The sequence below is a fragment of the Snuella sedimenti genome, assembly GCF_016428595.1.
In the GTDB taxonomy this organism is placed as follows: Bacteria; Bacteroidota; Bacteroidia; order Flavobacteriales; family Flavobacteriaceae; genus Snuella; species Snuella sedimenti.
This window is the reverse complement of record NZ_JAELVQ010000022.1, coordinates 35,544-57,673: the sequence shown is the minus strand read 5'-3', so window position 1 is coordinate 57,673 and position 22,130 is coordinate 35,544. Positions and strand designations below refer to the sequence as shown.

The 22,130-nt window shown below is 35.2% G+C and carries 17 protein-coding genes; 1 reads left to right on the top strand and 16 read right to left on the bottom strand.

The genetic code is table 11. The annotated features are described in order from the left end of the window. Positions 1-9: 9 nt before the first annotated feature. From JF259_RS14300 to JF259_RS14290, 3 genes are all read right to left on the bottom strand, one after another. Positions 10-1,446: a circularly permuted type 2 ATP-grasp protein gene (locus JF259_RS14300; protein WP_199116219.1), complete on the bottom strand. Its 1,437-nt coding sequence runs from the start codon at positions 1,444-1,446 to the stop codon at positions 10-12. Between the two features lie 878 nt (positions 1,447-2,324). Beyond that, a complete protein-coding gene (locus JF259_RS14295; RefSeq protein WP_317192093.1) occupies positions 2,325-2,570 on the bottom strand; it encodes a cold-shock protein in 246 nt (81 codons plus the stop codon). A gap of 31 nt (positions 2,571-2,601) precedes the next feature. Next, the gene (locus tag JF259_RS14290) at positions 2,602-3,711 is read right to left on the bottom strand and encodes a fatty acid desaturase family protein (protein WP_199116218.1); all 1,110 of its coding nucleotides are present in this window, start codon (positions 3,709-3,711) and stop codon (positions 2,602-2,604) included. Between the two features lie 483 nt (positions 3,712-4,194). Between JF259_RS14290 and JF259_RS14285 the strand changes: the two genes are divergently transcribed. Continuing rightward, positions 4,195-6,573 (top strand): outer membrane beta-barrel family protein, encoded by a 2,379-nt coding sequence (locus JF259_RS14285; RefSeq protein ID WP_199116217.1) that lies wholly within the window; start codon positions 4,195-4,197, stop codon positions 6,571-6,573. A gap of 4 nt (positions 6,574-6,577) precedes the next feature. Here the strand turns inward: JF259_RS14285 and JF259_RS14280 are convergent, their stop codons facing one another. From JF259_RS14280 to JF259_RS14220, 13 genes are all read right to left on the bottom strand, one after another. Continuing rightward, positions 6,578-9,172, bottom strand: coding sequence for a c-type cytochrome (locus tag JF259_RS14280; protein ID WP_199116216.1), 2,595 nt, complete (start codon positions 9,170-9,172; stop codon positions 6,578-6,580). A 198-nt stretch (positions 9,173-9,370) separates the two neighbouring features. Further along, on the bottom strand, positions 9,371-10,366 hold the full coding sequence (locus JF259_RS14275) for a hypothetical protein (RefSeq protein ID WP_199116215.1): 996 nt from the start codon (positions 10,364-10,366) through the stop codon (positions 9,371-9,373). A gap of 14 nt (positions 10,367-10,380) precedes the next feature. Next, entirely contained in the window at positions 10,381-11,241 is an 861-nt protein-coding gene (locus JF259_RS14270) for an HAD-IIB family hydrolase (RefSeq protein WP_199116214.1), read from the bottom strand. Continuing rightward, a complete protein-coding gene (locus JF259_RS14265; RefSeq protein ID WP_199116213.1) occupies positions 11,234-11,926 on the bottom strand; it encodes an SDR family NAD(P)-dependent oxidoreductase in 693 nt (230 codons plus the stop codon). Before JF259_RS14265 ends, JF259_RS14270 begins: the two co-directional genes overlap by 8 nt. Continuing rightward, the gene (locus JF259_RS14260; RefSeq protein WP_199116212.1) at positions 11,926-12,648 is read right to left on the bottom strand and encodes a phosphoribosylaminoimidazolesuccinocarboxamide synthase; all 723 of its coding nucleotides are present in this window, start codon (positions 12,646-12,648) and stop codon (positions 11,926-11,928) included. Before JF259_RS14260 ends, JF259_RS14265 begins: the two co-directional genes overlap by 1 nt. Before the next feature lie 58 nt (positions 12,649-12,706). Beyond that, positions 12,707-14,131 carry a phenylacetate--CoA ligase family protein gene (locus JF259_RS14255; RefSeq protein ID WP_199116211.1) on the bottom strand — a complete coding sequence of 475 codons (1,425 nt, stop codon included), beginning with the start codon at positions 14,129-14,131 and terminating at the stop codon, positions 12,707-12,709. Between the two features lie 79 nt (positions 14,132-14,210). Further along, positions 14,211-14,618, bottom strand: coding sequence for a hypothetical protein (locus JF259_RS14250; protein ID WP_199116210.1), 408 nt, complete (start codon positions 14,616-14,618; stop codon positions 14,211-14,213). 332 nt (positions 14,619-14,950) lie between these two features. Next, on the bottom strand, positions 14,951-15,613 hold the full coding sequence (locus JF259_RS14245; RefSeq protein WP_199116209.1) for a sterol desaturase family protein: 663 nt from the start codon (positions 15,611-15,613) through the stop codon (positions 14,951-14,953). 55 nt (positions 15,614-15,668) lie between these two features. Next, a complete protein-coding gene (locus JF259_RS14240; protein ID WP_199116204.1) occupies positions 15,669-16,727 on the bottom strand; it encodes an NAD(P)-dependent alcohol dehydrogenase in 1,059 nt (352 codons plus the stop codon). A gap of 130 nt (positions 16,728-16,857) precedes the next feature. After that, entirely contained in the window at positions 16,858-17,454 is a 597-nt protein-coding gene (locus JF259_RS14235) for a 2'-5' RNA ligase family protein (protein WP_199116203.1), read from the bottom strand. Between the two features lie 67 nt (positions 17,455-17,521). Continuing rightward, the gene (locus JF259_RS14230) at positions 17,522-18,076 is read right to left on the bottom strand and encodes a DUF4251 domain-containing protein (RefSeq protein ID WP_199116202.1); all 555 of its coding nucleotides are present in this window, start codon (positions 18,074-18,076) and stop codon (positions 17,522-17,524) included. Between the two features lie 615 nt (positions 18,077-18,691). Further along, positions 18,692-19,303, bottom strand: coding sequence for a Crp/Fnr family transcriptional regulator (locus tag JF259_RS14225; protein WP_199116201.1), 612 nt, complete (start codon positions 19,301-19,303; stop codon positions 18,692-18,694). Between the two features lie 170 nt (positions 19,304-19,473). Next, positions 19,474-22,002: an outer membrane beta-barrel protein gene (locus tag JF259_RS14220; protein ID WP_233164299.1), complete on the bottom strand. Its 2,529-nt coding sequence runs from the start codon at positions 22,000-22,002 to the stop codon at positions 19,474-19,476. Positions 22,003-22,130: the final 128 nt, after the last annotated feature.

Genomic DNA, 22,130 nt, shown 5'->3' with positions numbered 1-22,130 from the left:
AATTTTATTTTAACTGTTTAATACCCACGTATCCTTACTTCCGCCACCTTGAGAAGAATTAACAACGATGGAACCTTTTTTTAATGCAACACGCGTTAACGCACCTGGAATAATTTTTATATCCTCGCCATACAAAGCATACGGTCTTAAATCTACATGACAACCTTCAATTGTATCGTCCTTTATGGTTGGCACTCGCGATAAGTTAATCATCGGTTGTGCAATATAATTTCTAGGATTATGCTTAATTTTTGCAATGAATTCTTCCTGTTCATTTTTAGTCGATTTCGGACCAATAAGCATACCATAACCTCCAGAAGCATCTGTTTGTTTTATTACTAGATTATGGATGTTTTCAATCACATATTTACGATCTTGCTCCTCATCACAGATATACGTTTTTACATTTGGTAAAATCATGTCTTCACCTAAATAGTATTTTATAATTCGTGGAATATAGGCATAAACCGCTTTATCATCTACAACTCCTGTTCCAGGAGCATTAACCAATGTTACATTTCCTTTTAAGTAAGCTTTGAATAAACCTGGAGTACCTAGTAACGAATTCTTATTGAATACTTGCGGGTCTATAAACTCATCATCTACACGACGGTAAATAACATCTACACGTTTCAATCCATTGGTAGTAATCATATAAACGACATCGTCTTTTACAATTAAATCGCGTCCTTCTACCAGCTCTGCTCCCATTTGTTGAGCTAAATACGAATGTTCAAAATAAGCCGAATTGTAAATACCTGGTGTTAATACTACAACTGTCGGTTTTTCATCATCTGAAAGATACTCCAAAGTATCTCTTAAAATATGCGTATAATTATAAACAGGCTTTACTCCTAGTGTTTCAAATAACTCAGGAAATGTGCGCTTTAGAATTTCTCTGTTTTCTAGCATATATGATACACCAGAAGGGCACCTTAAATTATCTTCGAGCACGTAATATTGACCATCTCCACCTTTTATTAAATCAGATCCTGTAATATGGCACCAAATATCTTTTGGTGGTTTAAAGCCTTCCAATTCCTTTAAATACGATACACTTGAAAAAATCATTTCCTTAGGAATAATTTTATCTTTTAGTACCTTTTGGTCATTATAAATATCTTGAATAAATAAATTGAGTGCTTTGATACGTTGTTGTAATCCTTTTTCTAGATGTGTCCATTCTGTGTTATCAATAATTCTTGGAATAATATCTAAAGGTAGAATTCGCTCAATGCCTGCATTATCGCTATAAACGTTAAAAGTCATCCCTAATGATAATTGCGCCCTATCTGTAGCGTATTGCAGATTGTTTAATTTCCTCTGACTCATTTTTTGGAGCCGTTCTAAAAACAGTTTATAATTAGGCCTAACGGTATTGTTTTGATCAAACATTTCGTCGTAAAACCCTTTTGAATCGTAAGCTGAGAAATCTAATTTTGACATGTAAAGTATTGAGTTAATTTCTATTTTAAATGCATTGTTTACATAACTGCTCTGACAGCTTGAAAGACAAATTGCGAATTAAAATTAGGATTGATAGTATAAAACCACGGTGATAAATTACTATTTACAAGTATTTAAAGTTACAACAAATAAAATTGGCATACTATTTATGTTGGATTTATAATTGTTATATCGAGGATTTATGATGTTGTTTTACACTTCTTAGCGGTCTTTAATATTAATCGTTTACTTCCTATACTTTCTTGACATGCACATCTAACTGAGGGAAATTAATCACAGTATTATGAGACTATTTAAATTCCACCTTTTGGTTTTGTTATGCCCCTTTTTTCACCACTTTTCGTTATGAAAATCCTCATTTAGCGCTGCTAAACTCCGGTTTTAAAGCCTTAATTGGCAAAAAAATGACCTATAACAAATTTCAAAAACGAATTTGAAACAGTCTCTATGTGTTGAGAATTTTTTATTAATGATGAATTCACAAAATTAACTATGAAGACAATTAAGGAGAAATCGCAAATCTCATGCTTCGATTTCCACTACGCTCCTATCGTCGTTTCGTAAAAAGCGTGTTACAATTAACATCATAGAGAATGTTTTGAGAACAAAAAAAGGAAATGAAGTAGTTTAAACTTCGCTTTTGCTAAAGCAAAGTTACATAACGAGAGCAATAACATAAAGACCCAGAGAAGTATGTTCTAAATGCCCAAAGCCGATTTAAATTTCGCTTTTATTTTGAGAAATTAATTAGAATATCTGCTGTTTTAATCGAAAAGAATTCTTCGAGGCGCTGCCTCGTGTGGTTCATTATAGTTAAGAAACCATCCGTTAAGATGGCTTCCTTTTAACAATGTTTATTATGCTAAGCTCACCTTTATGGCACTTAGACCTTTTTCACTTTTTTCAACATCAAACTTTACGGTATCGTTTTCTTTTATGTCATCGATAAGATTAGATGTGTGAACAAAAATTTCTTCTTCAGAATCTTTAATGGTAATAAAGCCAAATCCTTTGGCGTTATTGAAAAATTTTACTGTACCTTCTTTCATAATTATTGCTTTATTGGTATTCATTAATTTACTTATAAATGTTTTTATCATCATTTTTTCTTTTAATTAAAATTAGTGGTAGCTTTTAAACCATGCTTACCATTTGTTTTTTTCCTAAGTGTTTCAGCATTTTTATGTGGTCGGAAATGGCATGAAATATATTTTTTTTAACATGATATGGCAACCCAAATTCTTGAGCTGTTTCCGAGACAATTTTAGTTAATTCCTTATAGTGTATATGACATACATCTGGCAGTAAATGATGTTCGATTTGATAATTTAACCCACCTATTAGCCAGAACAAAAGTTTGTTTTTTGGTGAAAAATTACTTGTAGTCTCAAACTGATGGCTGTACCAACTTGCATGTATCATTCCTTCCTTGTCGGGAAGCGGAAACTCGGTAGAGGGCATAATATGTGCTATTTGAAAAACAATGCTTACTAAAAGCCCAGTTACAAAATGCATACTTAAAAATGCCAGTACTATTATCCACCACGCCTGTGGCACTATAAGCAGCGGTAATAACAGCGCATAACTATAATAGAAGAGTTTCCATGCGGTCATATATGTGAGCGCCTTTTTATATTCGTATTTTTTGTCTAAAAACCCCATATTCCTATAGCGTTTTAGGCGAATAAAATCTTTTGTAGTTATCCAGGATATGGTAGATATGCCATAGAAAAACCATATATAAATATGTTGAAACTGGTGTATCCAATAGTGCTTGGCATGTGGTGAGAAACGAAGGAAAAAGGGCGCATTAAGATCATCATCGGCGTGCTCAATATTGGTATAGGTATGGTGCAGTACATTGTGTTGTATTTTCCATACGGTCGCATTTGCACCAATAAGATTAAAGGTATGGCCTAAAAGCGAATTTATTTTCTTGTTTTTTGAGTACGATCCGTGAATAGCATCGTGCATTACTCCCATGCCTATTCCCGCCATGCCAAATCCACTTATAATATACAACAAAAAAAGTAGCCATACAGAAGATATTATGCCTGTGGACAATAGTATTAGAGGTGCTAAAAACAGAGAAAGCATAATAATAGTCTTAACAACCATAGTTGCATTACCTTTTTTACTCTTATTATTGGTTTTGAAATACGTATTAACGCGGTTTCTTAACGTTCGTGGAAAATCAGAATTAATGGCTCTTGAAAATGTTGGTTTTTTTATACTGGTACTCATCTCATTTAATATTATATAACATCTCAAAAATCATATAGTTTAAAGTCTATAAAATTTTAAACTACTTTGAAGTTAGGTAGGTATTTAGGAATTAAATAAGAATAAAATATGAAGGAAAACTATTTTTATAATCGAATCCAACGGGCTTCATAATCTAAATGCATGATACGCTACGCAACTATTAAAGTATTGAAGAAAGCAAAGGATTGATTAAAATTGAAGTAAAATTAAAAAAAGAAACGCTGTCTAAATAACTAAAATACAAAGATAGGTTAAATTAAGGCGAATTCTTTTAAAAATATCTTAAATTAATGGAAATAGATTTGTTGCATGTAACACAAACCCATAAAAAAACGCCCTTACATTACATAAATATGTATAAGTGATATCTCTTAACTTTATATAAATTTTAACACATAGGCTTCCCTACTATGTATGTCTGGACAATTATCTTTGCTATAAATACACAAAGAAATAAGGTTTATGCGCTTTAACAACTTTCAATTTTTAACACTTTGCCTTTTAATCCTTTCAGGGACTATAGCTTTTGCCCAAAATCAGGCGCTAAAAATCATTGGACGTGTTATAGATGCAGAAAGTCAACAACCTATAGAGTACGCTACCATTTCAATATTAGATAGGACAACCGATAGCCCAATAACGGGAACAGTTTCCAGTAGTGAAGGAGACTTTACTTTGACCACCCGTGCTTCCAATTTTTATATTGAAGTTAGCTTTATGGGCTATAACACTCTAGCTATTAAAACGTTTGATGTCGTTACAAAAACAATCGATTTAAATAATTTAATGCTAACTGAAAACTTGGAAGCTTTAGGTGAAGTTGTAGTACGCGCCGAAAAATCACAGACAGAATTTAAGTTGGATAAGCGCGTGTTCCATGTAGGAGCAGACATAAGTTCTACTGGAGCCAGTGCACTCGAAGTATTAAACAACGTACCCTCTGTAAATGTAAGTATAGAAGGCGTGATTAGTTTACGCGGTAGTCAAGGTGTACAAATACTAATTAATGGCAAACCTTCTGTCTTGGCATCAGCCGAAGGCAACGCTTTGGGAACGATTACTGCCGATATGATTGAAAAGATTGAGGTAATTACCAATCCTTCAGCAAAGTATGATGCCGAAGGTACGGCCGGTATTATAAACATCGTCATTAAAAAATCTGAAAAGCGTGGTTTAAATGGATCGGCAACCTTGAATATAGGGACACCAACCAGTAATAGTGTGGGCTTAAGCCTTAATAAGCGTACCGAGAAGTTTAATCTGTTTACCCAAATGGGAATTGGGAAACGTACGTTTCCAAATAAAACGAAGTCCATAAACAGGGACATCAGTAATGATACCACCATTACAAGTGTAGGATCTGGTGATTTTGATGAAAAGTTTGCCAATATCCTACTAGGAACCGATTACCACATAAACCATTACAATGTCGTGACGCTTTCCGGATCATACGCTTATGAGGTAGAAGACCAGTTTTTTGATGCTAACTTCAATAAGATCCATGGAGACAATACTATGGTCGATAGTTGGTTAAGATCCGAAACGACAGAAGCTACCAATCCTAAATTACGCTATGAGTTGCAATACAAGAAGGATTTTAAACGCCATAAAGACCAAGACTTGCTATTTAGTGCCTTAGGAAGTTCTTTTGGAAAAGACCAATCTTCTGTATTTACCAATAGCCCGATTACTGGAACAACTTCCGAAACTCAACAAGATACCCGTACCGATTATAAATTGGAAGATTACACTTTTAAATTGGATTATACACATCCTTTTTTAGAAAAATATACGTTTGAAACAGGCGGACAATACGTTATTAATAATGTTTCCAACGATTATGTGGTACGCGATCTTATAAATGATGATTGGGTAAGTAATCCCGATTTAACCAATCAGTTTGATTTTGACCAAAGTGTATTGGCCCTATACGGAACGTTGGCATACGAAGGTGCTATTTGGGGAGTAAAACTTGGGTTAAGACTTGAACATACCGATATTGCTACGCTATTGCGAACAACAGGGGAAGCCAACAACAATACCTACGCAAACTTTTTCCCTAGTTTCCATACCTCATATAAGCTTTCGGAAGGCTTTTCATTACAAGCAGGTTTTTCCAAACGAATAAACAGACCAAGGTTACGACAGCTAAATCCGTTTAACAACATTAGAAACACCTTTAATATCTACAGAGGTAACCCCGATTTACAACCAGAGTATACCGATTCCTATGAACTTACTACTGTCCATAAAATGGAAGACCTGTCCCTTAATTTTAGCCTTTACCACCGATATACTACCGATGTTATAGAAAACATTATCTCTTTTGAAAACAATATTAGTACGTCACAACCCGAAAATATAGGAACAAGTAATACAACAGGATTTGAATGCAACGGAAAATATACCCCTATTAAATGGTTTACTTTGTCAAGTGATTTTAATATCAATTTCTTTAAAAGAACAGGTGTATTTAATATACAAACTTTTGATTTTAAAGGAAACCGTTGGTCATCCAATATGACCTCCAAATTCAAGCTACCTTCAGAATTTGACTTGGAACTTTCGGGAAATTATGAATCTAAATTTACAACTGTTCAAGGCGAGGAATCCGATCGTTTATATGTCGACATGGGTATACGTAAAAAGATATTGAAAGGGAAAACCATTTTAAACCTGAGCATACGTGATGTTTTTGCATCACGCATTGATAAATATACTTCTTCCCAAGCAAACTTCTACGCCTTTAATAGTAGAAAACGCGGACGCTTTGTAACCTTTGGCATTAGCTATGGCTTTGGTAAGGGCGAAGCTATGGAGTTCTCTGGACAACGACGATAGTGTTTTATTTTCCCGCTGCGGACAGCATATAGGCTATTAAATCGGTGAGCTCCTGAGCATTCATGCTATTAATCAACCCAGGTGGCATAGGCGATATGGGAGAAGGCTCGACTTTTACTATACTGTCGTTTTTAATTTCAATAGTACTATCTAAAGAAAAGGCATTGGTGCTCAATTCTAACGTAGTTTCATCTTTATTGATGATAATTCCCGTTACAACAGAACCATCTTTCATGTAGTAGTTAGAATAGCGATAGCGGTCGCCAATTGTTCCCGAAGGATTTACAATGGCCTCTCCAATATCACCTACGGAAAACCTAGAGCCAATTTTGGTCAACTCAGGACCTGAACTTCCGCCTTCCCCTTTAATACTATGGCATGCCACGCACAAAGTGGCTCTAAACATTTTTTTACCATGCGCTATATCGGCTTTTGTCTTATTTGCCTCGTAGGCAGACATAAGCAGTTCTACCGTCCAATTTAGCCCCGGACCAACTGGTTGTTTAACAGTGTCTATTTCATTTAAGTTTTCAGGTGTCTTAATTTCAGACAATGACAAAAGGTAGGCTTTGCTATCTTCGGGAACATACGATAGTGCTTGTTCTCGAATCGCCTTTATAAACTTTGTATACATCTTTCCGCCGGCTTTTTGAAGCGCTTTGCCGTACCATATAAAATAACGTTCCCTTAAATCGGGTGTCCATCCTTTGCCGAGATAACTTAAACTTTTAGCATAACTTATGTGTTGTGCATTTGGCATGTTATGTAGCATCTGTTCTACATCCTTTCCGTACTGTTCACTCCGTTGTGTAATATCTCCAGATAAGTACAAGGCTTTCATGCTTTCTGTATCCGAATCTGTTTCCATAACATCTAATGTCGGCGCTATAATCTCGCTGGCTTGGATGTAACTTAAAATTTTACATACCTCTTCATTAATTGCATTGGTTTCTGTTAAATAACTTGGTAGTAAGGTCTCTTTTATTCTTTCAGATTGGTGATTTGGTAATGGCCGTTGCATTCGTACCAACAACAAATCGAGCCCTCTTATAAAGTCTGTTTTTTCTGTAGGCTTTAATGTACTCCAATCTATCGCCAATATTATGTCCATAGCTTTTAAACGGTCGATGTCATTCCCATGTCTGGCAATTGCTATGGCTAAAGCGATAGTTTTAGTTATGGAATACTTCTGCTGTATTTTATCTTTCCAAAGTTCATAATCTAAGTGTTCCAAAGCAATACGAGCAGCAAAGCGAATAAACCGCTCTTCGTGGTCTAAGTATTTCAATATAAAAGGCAGCTTAGTCTCTGAGGGTTTTAAATGCAATGCTTCCAGTTGTTGTCGTAAACGTCTTTGCTTTTTGCCTTTGGAACGTTCCTTTAGATTTAGTATTTCCGAATGCAATGTGCCTTCATATTTTACCCTGTAAAATCCCGATTCTAGGCGTCTGCCACCCGTTAAAAAATACAAGGCACCATCACTCCCTACTATACCATTAGTAAGTGGTAATGGTATCCCGGATAAGAATTCGGTAATTTGGGCTTCATATGTGCTACCCTGTGGGCTTAGCTTGGCATGGTATATAGTTCCGTAACTCCAATCAAATAGAAAAAGCCCCTTTTGGTAATATGCCGGAAATTTAAGACCACTACCGCTTACTACGCCAGTTGGCGAGCCTTGTCCGAGATTGGCAATGCCGGGAAGGTTATCTGGATAAAAATCCTTGAACTTACCCGTACCCGTACGCCAACCGTAATCGGCACCAGTAGTCATATGGTTTAAACGGATAGGTCTGTACCAAGGCATTCCCATGTCATATTCCATATCAGAATCAAAACCAAACAATTCACCATCTCTATTAAAAGCCAAATCATACGTGTTTCTTGTTCCTACATTAATAAGCGTCCAGTGTTCACCTTCCAAGTCAGTCCTGGCAACCCAGCCTCCTGGTGCCATTCTGTCGTTAGCATGTCCGCTAGGGTCTTTAATAACGGGAAGTAAATTATCTTCGTGCCAAACATCTGGAACGGCTCCCCTAACATCAGATGGGATGTCTGTATGATTGCCAAAAACCAGAAATAGAGAGGTTTCATCTGGTGATAACACAATATTATGGGGTCCATGTTCTCCTTCACCATGAATCGCTTTTAATTGTTTTACTGCATTTAAATCCCTCCCACCAGTGGAATCGTAAACTTTATATAATCCACTTTCTATGGTTTTGTCAATAGAATTGACCAAGGCGTATAAAACCTTTTTATGCCATAGTAATCCTTGAGCACGACCAATACTTACATCTAGTTTTTCAACACTTAAGCTATCTGGTTTATCCGGACTGTTAATAAGAGTAGATTTGTAAATACTTCCATATTGATCTGATGTATAAAAACATCCTTGATCGTCTTTTGTAATACTAACCCAAGAACCTTGATTGTTAGCCATTGGCTGGTATAGTTTTGTAATGGTAAACCCTTCTGGAAGTGTAATGTTGTCTATTGTAATTCGCTCAATTATAGGTGTTTCGTTATCAAGGTCTTCACAAGAAGTACAGCTTAATATAGCAATAATACCAAGCGATAACAAGAATGCTCTTCTCATAGATATTAACGTAAGGTTGGTTACTCGATACAAAAGCCTTATCGAATTTCGGATCACAGTATAAAACGGTTTAACTTATTTGTAAATTACTTAATATTACCAATATAAGCTAAATTTTACTTTTATGGTATCCTGCCGATAATTAATGTTTAATGTGTAAACATGTAGAAAGTGAAAAGTAAACAAAAGATACTTTTGTTATATATGTAGAAGCTTTAAGTAATTTTTGATTAATGTATAGTAGCCATAGGCGCATTCAGTATTCTTACTATTGGTTTTGTCGAGTAAGCAAACACTAAACCTGGTAACGGCCCGCTGCATTTTGTAATAGTTTAATAATCTCTGGTTAAAAAAGTGGGGGGCGTTAAGTTGTTTGTTGTACGAAGTAAGGAATGTATTGGCGTCATCTACCCTACTGAATAGATCAAAATCAACCAAAATTGCCGCAATATCATCCAATAGATCGATGTTTCTATAATTTGCATTAAACTCAATGCAATCAATAATTGAGATATGCCTATTGCTCATATGAATATTCCCGGTATGTAGATCACCATGAACACCCCTAATGAAATGCCTAGCGAGCCGTTCCGAAAACACGGCCTTATGAGTACTTAAAAAACGGTTGGAAGTATGTGTTACCGCTTCAATTAAATTTGTTCCTGAGACACCAAACACCTTATAAATATCGTCTTCTAATTCCAAGACCTGATTTAATCGATGTGCTAGTTTATTGTAATCAAACTGTGAACAAATATCCGAAGCTTTATGAATGCTCCCTATTTGCGCTGCTAGTAGTTGGAGTTCACTTGTCTTAATAGATAAACCACATTTATAAATATTTGATAGAAAACAACTGTCTTTTAGGCGCCTCATCATAACTGCATAGTCTATAATACGCTTGTTATCATCTCCTATATGGTAGCTGTTATTGTGGACGGTAATTGGTAATACTTTTATATATACTTTAGGAGCAAACCGACTGTTTAACCTAAGCTCTTCCTCACAGTAAAATTTTCGTTTTGATAGTTCTGAATAATCCAAGAACCTGAACTTAACAGGCTTTTTTATTTTAAAAACATAGGCATTGCATAATAATATCCAGGCACTATGTGTTTCAATACGCTCCTCATAACCATAAACTTCTGTAAGAACAGGGGAATGACATAAGCTTATTATTTGTTGGATGTCCATTCGTCTTTAAACATTCAATAATGCTTTAGGGTGCTTAGATAGTTAACAACACTACCAGTATTATTATTACCAATAACAAAAGTCGATTTTTCTTTAATGCAGGGAATGGCATTATTAACAGCAATGGCCGTATCGGCCATATTAAACATTTCCAAATCGTTCATGCTGTCGCCAAAAACCGTTAGTAGCTTGTCTGTATAGTTATATTGTTCCATAATAAACTTAATGGCTTTTGACTTATTAGCCAAGTGGCTGTGTACCGTTAACCAGTACCATCCTTTGGAGTATTGATTTTCAAACAAATGGACTTCAACACCGTAGGAGTATTTATCAAGAATAGTAGCCTTTAAGGCCTCCAGAGGTTCTTTATTGTCTATAAATGTAAAGCAGGTGATTTCGCTTGAAGCCACGTTGGACAATGTATCGTCCGAAATTAACAATTGTCCCTTGCAGCTTTTCCTGTCTTTAAGATACCACTCTTCGCCAAAATTCTTCAAGCCATAATGTACGATACCATCTTTATTATCTTTATGATTAGAAATAAACACTCCACGGTTATGCTTTTTAATAGATTCAAGAATATCCTCTTTTATAACTTGATCAATTCCGTTAATTTGAATATGTTGCATTTTGTTGATATCTGAAATGTATGCCCCGTTAAGGTTAATTACAGGTAAACTCAATGATATACCATGTAACATTCGTGCAATTGTGGTTAGGTTTCGAGCACTGGCAACACCAAACAACAACCCTTTATCTATCAGCCCTTTAAGACCTTGAGAGCATTCTAGAGATAATTCGGCATTATTATTTAATAAAGTGCCGTCTAGATCTGAATAAAAGATAGTATTTGATAAATTCTGCTCTTTATACATACTGTAATTTCATTATTCCCATATCTTTTGATTGTAATGGTTGAGATGGGCGTATTTCCAATTCCCCTAACAGCATATCGGCGTTGGAATTAACAATGGAGTAAATACACTGGGCAATACTTTCGGGTTGTATTTTTTTGTCTGCATTTCCCTTGGGCCTATTATTAATAGCTCCAGCATTTATCAAAGTAGTTCGTATATCATAGGTTCGCGTTTCTTGTATAAATACTTCAACCATTGCTTTTAATGCTGCCTTAGTACTGCAATAAGCCATACCTCCCTCAAAATAATGGCTAGCAGCATGGCTTCCCATAACCGTTACATAGGTTTTGGATACCTTAAATATAGGCAATAAGGATTTTAACAGATAAAAAACTGCAGTATAATTAATTGCGACTGAATCCCTCCAATCTTCATACGCCATCTCTTCCATGAACGACAGTTTTCTAATAGCGGCGTTTAAGATACATACATCAATGGATACATCATTTTCAACGAGGACTTCACATATATCAATAATTCGATCAGGATAACGAAGATCGCACTCAATTTCTCCTAACCAGGCTTCTTTTTTTAGTGTTCTGTTGAGCGATATAATGGTATATCCTTTATTGTAAAAATACTCAGCTATACCATAGCCCGTACCACGGTTAGAGCCTGTAATCAATAACGTTTTGTTGTGCATTATTTCGATTTTAAATCTGTTATTAAATCTGTCCATACGGCAACAATTTCATGATGGTTTTTACCACTACGAAACAGATCCTTATCCAATGAGGCTCCTGCTTCAGATTTAAGCCGCATACAATCTGGAGAAATCTCTGATGTGATACATACCTCTCCTGCTTTGTTAGTACCGAAAATAAGGCAAAAATCTACTAACACTCTTGGGTAGAGCCATTCGCTTAAGATATCATTCGTCTTTAAAGCTAAGCTCTTAAGTAATTCTGGGTCTTCACCATATTCTCTTAAATAATCTGCACTTATTGGTAAATCTTCAGGATCTATTCTATAATCAAATTTAACTATAGGATTGGAAAATTTGTAATTGTCGTCAAAGAGTCCCGGATATTTTCGTTGGGTAGAACCAACGGCGTAATTTTTTACAATCACTTCAAATGGCGGACTTGTACATTTCTGTGTTAAATAAACATCTGTATCCAACCGCTTTACATAAGCTGTTGGGATATTATGCTTATTTAGTAATGCAACAGCCATTTCATAAAAATCCAAACGCAAATTTTGCGTTTTATCAACCATTTCATGACGGTTATAGGTAAAACTGGATAGTGATGGGATTAATTTCGCTACATAATGGTTGGCATCATAGTCGTACAAGTATTTACTCCTCCCTTTTACAACAGGAGTTTCTTTTAGAATGTCACTAATTGTTGTTTGTGTTTCCATGTTAAATGTTTTAATTCAGAATCTGAATTCCTTTTGTTATTATATTTAGAGTTATGATTTATAAATTCCAATAATCTCTTTCCTTAACACTAAAAGGCGGTTTTAAAGTAATTTTAAACTTTTGTGGGTTGGATTTTATCCAATGTGTAGTAGATTCGGGTAACTCATTAAGAATGTGATTGTAGATTTGTTTTTCTACATTTAATGCAGTGGTAGGTGTTTCTATGGGGTTGGATTTGAGTTCGGCCTGAATTTCAATTGTATCGCCCGACTTAATCATTTTAAATAAGGCCCAATTATTTTTATCGTTGTCCTTAAAAATGTGAAATCCAGAGGGGGCTCTGTTCAATTCGGTAATTGCATCGATAGATTTGGCAACTTCAGCTTCTCCAAAATAGATATAAGGGGCTACTTTTACACAGCGTTTTAAGCGGCCTCTAAAACGGTAGACTAATATTCCTTTGTTACAAGTTGCTTTATTGACATCAATGAGATCCCCTGTACGGTAACGGATTAAAACAAAACGTTGTGTAAAGGGAAATAGAGGTGTTAAAACAAGTTCGCCCGTTCCGGTTTTAATTTGTTTATTGGTTTCCAAATCTATAAGCTCGGGAACAACAAACGGGTCGAAATGATAACCATCGCACTCCTGACAATATTTCGCACCTCCAAACATTTCGGACATTGAGTAATTATCATGAATAGGCACCTTAAAATAAGCTTCAAATGCTTTACGTCGGCTCTTAGGTACCGGCCATCCAAAAATTGTAATGGATTTAAGTTGACCTGATGGGATTTCTATGTTATTTTCTGTAAGGTACTGATGTAAATAACTCAAGCCCATAACAGTCGTATTCATATGGCTTACCTTGTTTTCAATTCCGTTGAAGTTAAATTTATTTTGTAATAACCAAGCTGTTCTAATGACGCCATAGTCCTTAGTTAGTTCAATCATGAAATTATAGCCTATACCAGGTAACCGCAAAACAGCTCCGTGGTTCATAGAACCTTCAACAATACCTAAAGGTTTTAGCTTTTTAGATTTCAGTGCATCCGATTGTAAAATAGAAAAAAAGTTCTGTAAGTATAATTGTTCTTCTTGCGAACGCTCAATTAACAAAGGGGCTTGGTTGGTTGTTCCGGTTGTAAATGTTACAAAACCAAATGTTGTAACATCAGAAAGTATATTGGAATGATGCGTATAGAGTTCGGATTTGTCGATCATCGGCAATGCGTCCAATTGATCAACTTGCCAATCATTTTTATCTGGTATTAACTCCGAATAATATGGCGCATGCTTTCTGGCCATACTTAAAGTAAGGCTTAATAATTTATTTGTTAGTATCTCACGTCCTTGATTGTATACAACAGGTTCTGTGAGGATATATGAAAACAGAGGTGCAAGTACGTTTGATCCTACATGGTTTGGTTCCCACTCTTCTGGCAACTCCTTAATTTTTGACAAAAAAATTTCTGGCGTCATAATCGAGAAATTATTGTAAAGTTTATTGAATCTAGACTCGAATGACTAAATCTTTTAAAATAGATTAGGGTGCTATGGGCTACTTTTTTGAGGTTGCTATTTCTGAAATTATACCAGATATAGCTTGTCCAAAAGCAACAGGCTCTGCAGTAGCTAGCTTTGAAAAAACAGCGGGTTCTGCTGCAGCTATTTCACCAATCATAGCTGGCTCTGCTGCGGCTACTTCTGCAAATAGAGTTGGTTCGGCAACCATCATCTCCCCCAAGATAACTGGCTCTGAGGAAGCAATTTCCGATAACATTGCTGGCTCGGTAGATAAAATATTTTCAATCATGGCCGGTTCGGCTGATAATATTTCACTTATTACAGTGGGTTCTGCAGCGGCTATTTCAGACATGATAGAGTTTTCATTGACAAGAAACTTATTCACCGATCTTGCCTCCTGGGCTAGTGATTCAAAAGGAATGGATTTTTTAGACTTTTCCATAATTTAATAATTTTAGGTTACTAATATTTTTTGCGAGAGAAAAGCCTTATGGCCTTGGTGAGCCAAAACTAAAAAAATATAAACTCAAAAACAACATTAATGTAATAATTTTCAACATAATATGTCAAAATATCTTTTTTGTATATAAAATTAACCTACAACACTTGTAGTTCTGATCAATTAATAATTTAGGTAAAGCACACTTACCTCGTTTTAAACTTTTAATTCAATAAAAATATTTATAAGCTTTCATTGATGATTATATTTAGAAGTGTTAGTTATCAGATGATTAGAACTTCAGGCTTTTGTAAGGATGTAAGCTTAAATACTTCTTAATCTTTATCAATAAACACACCGGATTTTGTTGCTGTCTTTCGGAGTTCTGGCATGGTTCCAAAAACATAATCCCAAAATGGAGAAGATACACCAAAAGCCTTGTTGGGTTGCCTATAATGATGTATTGCATGGTGGTACCAAAGTGCTTTTAGAAAATTATTGGGAACTTTAAAAATGTGAATGCTAAAATGAATACTTAAACACAAGGTATATCCCATTAAAAAACCTGCTAAAAACCCAAATACAAAATCACCCATGATGGCTCTGTATAAAATAAAAAAAAATGAAGCTATTATTAGTGCTAAAATGGGAGGCATGGCTAAACGTTGTTTGTCTTTAGGATAGTCATGATGTATGCCATGCATTTTATAGCTTATATCTTCTAGAGTATGTGTATGCGGTTTAATATGGTAAATATACCTGTGAAACAAATATTCTACTAAGGTAAATACAAATACCCCTGCAACAAACAATAAGATTATTACCGGCGTAGTAAACCCCTTTTCTACAATACCATAATAAATCAAGCAACAGGCGATAGTAGTAAACATGGTTAAGGGAATTGCAATATGTGTTTTGGTTAGCTTTTCTAAAAGCGCATTTTTAAAGACCCTACCACTTCCCTTGTGTTTGGGGCGTTTTAGTTTAGTCATACTCATAATATGCTCGTTTTAAAACTATCGAAATTACCCAATCTTAAAAATGATTTCGTTGTTAACTATTTTTTAATGAAGCCATATCTATCACAAAACGATAATGTACATCACTCTTTAGCATACGCTCATAAGCCTTATTAATATCTTGAATGCGAATCATCTCAATTTCTGAAGTAATACCGTGTTTTCCGCAAAAATCCAATAATTCCTGCGTTTCTGCTATACCACCAATCAAAGAACCGGCTACGGTTTTTCGTCCCATTATCATGGGTACTGAATTTAACATAGGATCTAAGGGACCTAAATAACCTACCAAAACCAAAGTCCCATTAGTGGCCAAAGTACCCACATAGGGATTGATATCATGTACATAAGGTACCGTATCTATAATAAGGTCGAAATGGCCTTGTATTTCTGCCATTTGATTCTCATCGGTTGATATAACGACTCGGTCTGCTCCTAAGTCCAGAGCATCCTGAGTTTTATTGGGCGACCTTGATAGTAGCGTTACATCTGCTCCAAGTGCATCAGCCAATTTTATAGCCATATGACCTAAACCTCCTAGCCCAATAACCGCTACTTTACTGTTACTTCCAATTTTCCAGTGCCTTAAGGGCGACCAAGTAGTGATACCTGCACAAAGTACGGGTGCTACACCTGCAGGGTCAAGATTATCTGGAACCACAAGCACAAAATCTTCATCGACCACAATGCTTTCAGAATAGCCCCCAAAAGTTTGCATGTTTAAATGTTTATCATGACCACCATATGTACCTACCCATTCCGGACAATATTGCTCAAGATCATTTTTGCAATTGTTGCAAGTTCTACAGGAATCTACCAAACACCCAACAGCTACCAAGTCACCGACCTTATGTTTGGTTACTTCCTCTCCTGTTTTAATAACCTTACCCACTATTTCATGACCTGGGACTACGGGGTAAACAGAAAAGCCCCAATCGTTTCGGGCAAAATGCAAATCGGAATGACATACACCACAGTAATAAATGTCTATTTCTACATCTTTAGGTGTAATTTCTCTTCTATTAATCGTTAACTGCTCCAAATCGGCATCAGCTGATTCTGTACCAAATGCCTTAATGTCCTTTACATTCATTTTATTTTAGTTTTAAATTTTTCGAAGTTTTTAGGAGCAGCTAATTCAATAAATTTAGTCATAAAATTTATAATCAACAACTTTTTTAATTCGTAACCAACTGATATGCAGTTGTGTATTTGTAATGTGTTTACTCGGACTTCAAACTTATCTTATGGCTCCAATCCCATGTTTTACTAGGTGGTCTAGCTGTTAACACCAAATGATCAACAAGAAAACTAGCGTAGTACGGTGTATTTTGAAACCGTTCCAGAGCTTTATATAAAATGGCTGCATCCTTAACTTTCGAAATGGTCATATGAGGTATGCTGGGTACAATTAAAGTGTTTTTTTTTCGATGTAAGTCCCGTTCCCATAAAATTCTAATTTGCATATGTAATTGCCCCATAGTTTCGGACATCGGAATCTTAAGTAGCAATACTTTTGCCGATCCATCGAACACCCCAAAACTCTTCACTTCTAATCTAAATTCTGGTACTTCGGATAAGGAATCAAACGTTTTTACAAGTGTATCCTGACAATATGGAAGCATTTGGAAAACCGCTAAGGTAATATGTGGCTTTGAAGCCGATAGGGGTTGCTTTCCATAGTGTTCTATAAACACTTTCTTGAAATCCGTAACATCTGTATACACGGGTTCCGGAGGTACAATTCGTAAATTATATATCTTTGGTCTAGTTAACATAAAGATATCTTGTCGTGCTTGCACAATTAACATTAAACTCATTTAAACTTTTTAGCCAATTGAAAAAGTTTAAATGAGTTCACATTCTAAAAAAGCACGGACAAAGTCTTTATTCGGAAGTGGTGCTTTTAGAAACGATATTTCCTGTATACATAATTCCGGTCCTGGACATACTGTTCACTAAAATATTGGCTGTTTTACCTGTATTCAAGTTTATTTGTATCTGGTACGCTTCTGTTGATTTTGACGTATCGAATCTTAGCGTATATCCATGTGATTTTTTAGTTTTACTTACACTTAGATTTTTTATTGCTGACCTAAATTGAATACCGGTATTGGTAGGGTTATAACCTCCTCCAAAATGGCGTTCACCATAAAACGGCAAAAAAACATCAACACTATCCTTTAGCATTTTTAAATAATACCCACCCGAATTAACATCAATACGGGAAGGGTTACTTCCTCTAGGAAAAAGTCCAGCATTAAATAATTGCTGCATACTACTTGTTGTTTGCGGATACACAGCATTGACTTCAATGGTAAAATTTCTTTGAGATACTGTTTTATCTAGTGTAGCTCTCTGATCTGGGGTAATAGCTTTTCCTGGCCCACAAGTCCATAGACCGATAAACAATATAATAAGAAAAAAAACGCGCGCTTTCATTAATTAATGTTTAGATAACTCTAAGATACCAAAAATATTAGAGACTGTTTAAAATTCGTTTTTGAAAGTTGTTATAGGTCATTTTTTTGCAAATTAAGGCTTTAAAACCGGAGTTTAGCAGCGCTAAATGGGGATTTTCATAACGAAAAGTGGTAAAAAAAGGGGCATAACAAAACCAAAAGGTGGAATTTAAACAGTCTCTAATTCATGTAAACATATGTTTTTCATTTCCAAAAAAAATAAGGACGCTTTTTTCGGCTGCTATAATGAGTTTGCACAAAAAATTAGGAGCCCCAAAATAAATTTCGAGACACCTATTAATAAACGTATCAACACGCAATTTTAGAGAGTTAATTAAAATTTCAAAGATTTTTTTCTTTTTTGACCTAGGTGATATCCTAATCCGATACCAAGTCCAAAGGTGACTATTAAAATAGTAGTAGAGGCTATTACAAGAGAGAACATATATTATAACATTTATAAAGTTAATTGGTTAGATTGGGGGTAAACTTAAAAGACAAAGCTTTAAAGGCTTTTTCTTTTGATGTAAATTTATAATCTAATTGAGATAAACAAAAGTATAACGTTATAAAAGACTTCTTTTCTTGATATATATCAAGATTGCATTTTTGCTGTTTGATCAATTTGGTAGGTGCTAAGTAGGCGGCTAAAGGTCTCGGGGCGCATACTTAACAGGGATGCTAAATACTTATGAGGTGCTCTATCAAGCAAAAAGGCATTACCAGCTTCCAAAAAATGATCGAATCGTCCTTTAGCCGAAGGAATACGAGACATAAGTGTCCTATTCTCTGCATGGATATAATATTCAATAAGCAAGGAAGTGAATAATTTGGTCATTTCTGGAAACATATTAAGTGCCTTTTGGAAATCATTATACTCAAGATATTCAACATAAGTATCTTCAATCACTTGCATGCTTTCCTTTGCACGTGTATTTTTAAAAAAACCAGTAATTGATGTTACCAATTCATTATCACTGCTTAACCAAGTCGTGATTTCTTTCTTCTCTATAATGTGAAAGCCTCTTATTATACCTTTTTTTATATAATAAAGCTTATTGCATCTGTCACCACTTGTATTTAAAAATTCACCTTTTTTATAGTAAGCATGTTTTACACAATTTTGATAAAACAATTTAAAATCATGGGATAATGGATTAATTTTTTCTAAAAAATAAAGCGAAAATGAAATTTTTTTATCGGGCATATTTGAGGGCGTTTTTAGAAATTCCTAAAGTAAAAATTTAAGATTTTTTTATAGAAAAATACCATGCTAATATAAAAAAAATCCTACCATTATTGGCAGGATTTAAATAAAATATAAAATACAATTAAATGCAATGGTGCTGCGGTTAATTCGCTTATTCTGTTTTTTTATCAAAATTCCCGTTTACCAAACTCACTTTCAATAAACTTAGCTTTATTTTTGGTTTTATTAAAGGTATACGATAGGTTTAAGGATACCATATCCACTTCGTACACATAATTGGTTGTAGTATAAAAAGCATTGGGCCTTGAGGTTGTGATACGTTGCTCATTGGTGTTTAACAGCCCCATATCTATATTTTGCCATTGTAAAGTTACTGCTAAACGATTATCTAAAAAGCATTTTTTTATTGTTAAATTTGGGGAATAAAACCTAGAGTCTTCCCCCATTGCTGTATTTCTATCAGATAAGTAGTTAAAAGAGAATTGCACGCTGGCATTTTCCCAAAATGAGTACGTAGAATTTATATTGAAAGAGTAAATTGTGGACTTACTATCTACATTATAAGCTCTTTCAATTCCATCTCTATGTTTAAACAAAAGAGATCCATCAATTGTATAATCATAAATATTAGCTCCTATAAAGGTTGTCCAGTTCTTTGTAGGCTTAACGGTAGCCCCCACTTCTACGCCTAGAGCATTGCTCTTGCCAACATTGGAATAAACCCGATTTAAAATGCTATCAATTACGGCACCTCCAGATTCATATGCCAAAGTATTAACCCGATTTATAACATTATTAACATGACGGTAATATGATGTTGCATATACAGAGTTCCCCCCTTTGAGGTTTTTGGTGATGCCAAGTTCTACCAAATCAATAAATTCTGGCAATAGGGTATTATCGCCTTGCTCAAATACTTCAGAATGTTCCCGTTCGGCAAAACTGTTCATTTTAAAAGTCGTTGTTCTATCTATGCGTTTACTATAGGCTAACTTTAGCTTGGTTTTGCTGTTAACTTCATATTGTAGTGAAGCCGATGGAAATAATTTAACAAAGTCGTACGTATAGGTATTGGGAGTCAACATACTTTTTAAGGATTCGGTATAACTTCTATCCATATATTCCAATCGAACTCCAGCCGCATAGTCCCATTTGTTTTGTGCTCCTGTTAATTGTAAATACCCAGAATGAATGGTACGTTTTAACTTTATGTCACTAGAAAATTCTGGAACTAAATTACCATCACGCTCATAAACAAACTCACCGGTATGATTCAAATGCCTGAATTGGTATCCCGTTTCTATTGTCCCAAATGAATATGGTTTCCATTGGTAATCCAAATTAAAGCGTTTACCATACAACGGATTATCATTAGTGTTATATTCTTGCTGGTATACGATGCTATTATCAGGATGCCCTAAATTATCATTTTCGGTTGGGCCTCCTAAAAAGCTATACTCATATAAAAATGAAGCAGATAACTTTGAGGCGTTGTTAAACTTGTGAGCGTAATCGAAACTACCCAAAGCAAAATCACCTTTACGAATACGCAGATTATGATTGTAATAGGCAATTGTATACAAGCGATTATCACTTCCTATTGGAGACACGGCATGATTGTCGTAATATACAATATCGGCCAAACGATCTTTGGTATGCTTTCCTGCAAAAAAGCCTAAAGAAAATGTATTGGCTTTATCGGGAGTAAAGTCTACGTTAAACCTTCCATTATAACTTATCTCATCAAAGCTACGCTCGCCATCTGATGGTAAAAAGGTTGTTTTATCTTCTGCTTCATTTACAATGAACAGCTCGCCTTCTCTTCTACCAGTTTTATCGTTACGTTGGTAGCTCGCTCCTAGTGAAACATTCCATTTGTCTGATTGTGAATTAAAAGTAGCGTCCATACCATACCGTTGTGCTGCTTGTTTAGTATCGTATGGTTCTATGGAAGGAAACCCAGCACGAACATTAATTTGTGTGTAAGTGCCATTTACAGCACCATTTTTTGTTATAATATTTAAAATACCTCCTTTGCCCTCGGGGTCGTATTTTGCTGATGGTGCCGTAATTAATTCAACAGTCTCCAAAGCATTGGCCGGTAATTGCGCCAATATAGAGGCAGCATCACCTTGTGTTGGCTTACCGTTTACAAGGACTGCAAAGCCTTTACTGCCTCGTACACTAATAGCTCCTTGGCCATCAACGGTAACGGAAGGAAGGTTTTTAATAACATCAACTGCATTGCCTCCCTGACTGCTTTGGTATTTTTTGGTATCGAATACTTGTCTGTCTATTTTATGAATTACAGTAGATCGCTCAGCTTTAACCAAAACCTCGTCAAGCTGGCTTCCAAGGCTAAGTTTTATAGTCCCCAATTGTATCTGTTCATTCTTTTTGTTCACTTTTATTTTTGCTATTCTATTAGAAGCATACCCCATAAATGAAGCTTCAAGGTAATAGGTCCCTGCATTAATTCCCTTTAAGGAAAACTCTCCTAAAATGTTGGTTACGACACCTGTTACCAAACTTCCATCGTGTTGTTTATACAGTGCAGCCGTGGCATATTCTAGTGGTGACAAATCGTTGCTATCAAGAATCTTACCTGAGATTTGAGCATATAGGCCATTAGTAAAAAACACAAATATTGTTACGGTCAAAAGGTTTTGAATAGGGTTCATCTTTAATAGTTTCATCTAATAAATTTTATCGTTTTTAGGTTGCCTTAGCTGTCGGCAGACATGTGTAATTCGCCATTAAATACTTCCTTTAGTTGTGGTTCATTTCACATTAAAAGAATTGAGTTTACAATTTTAAAGGTGCA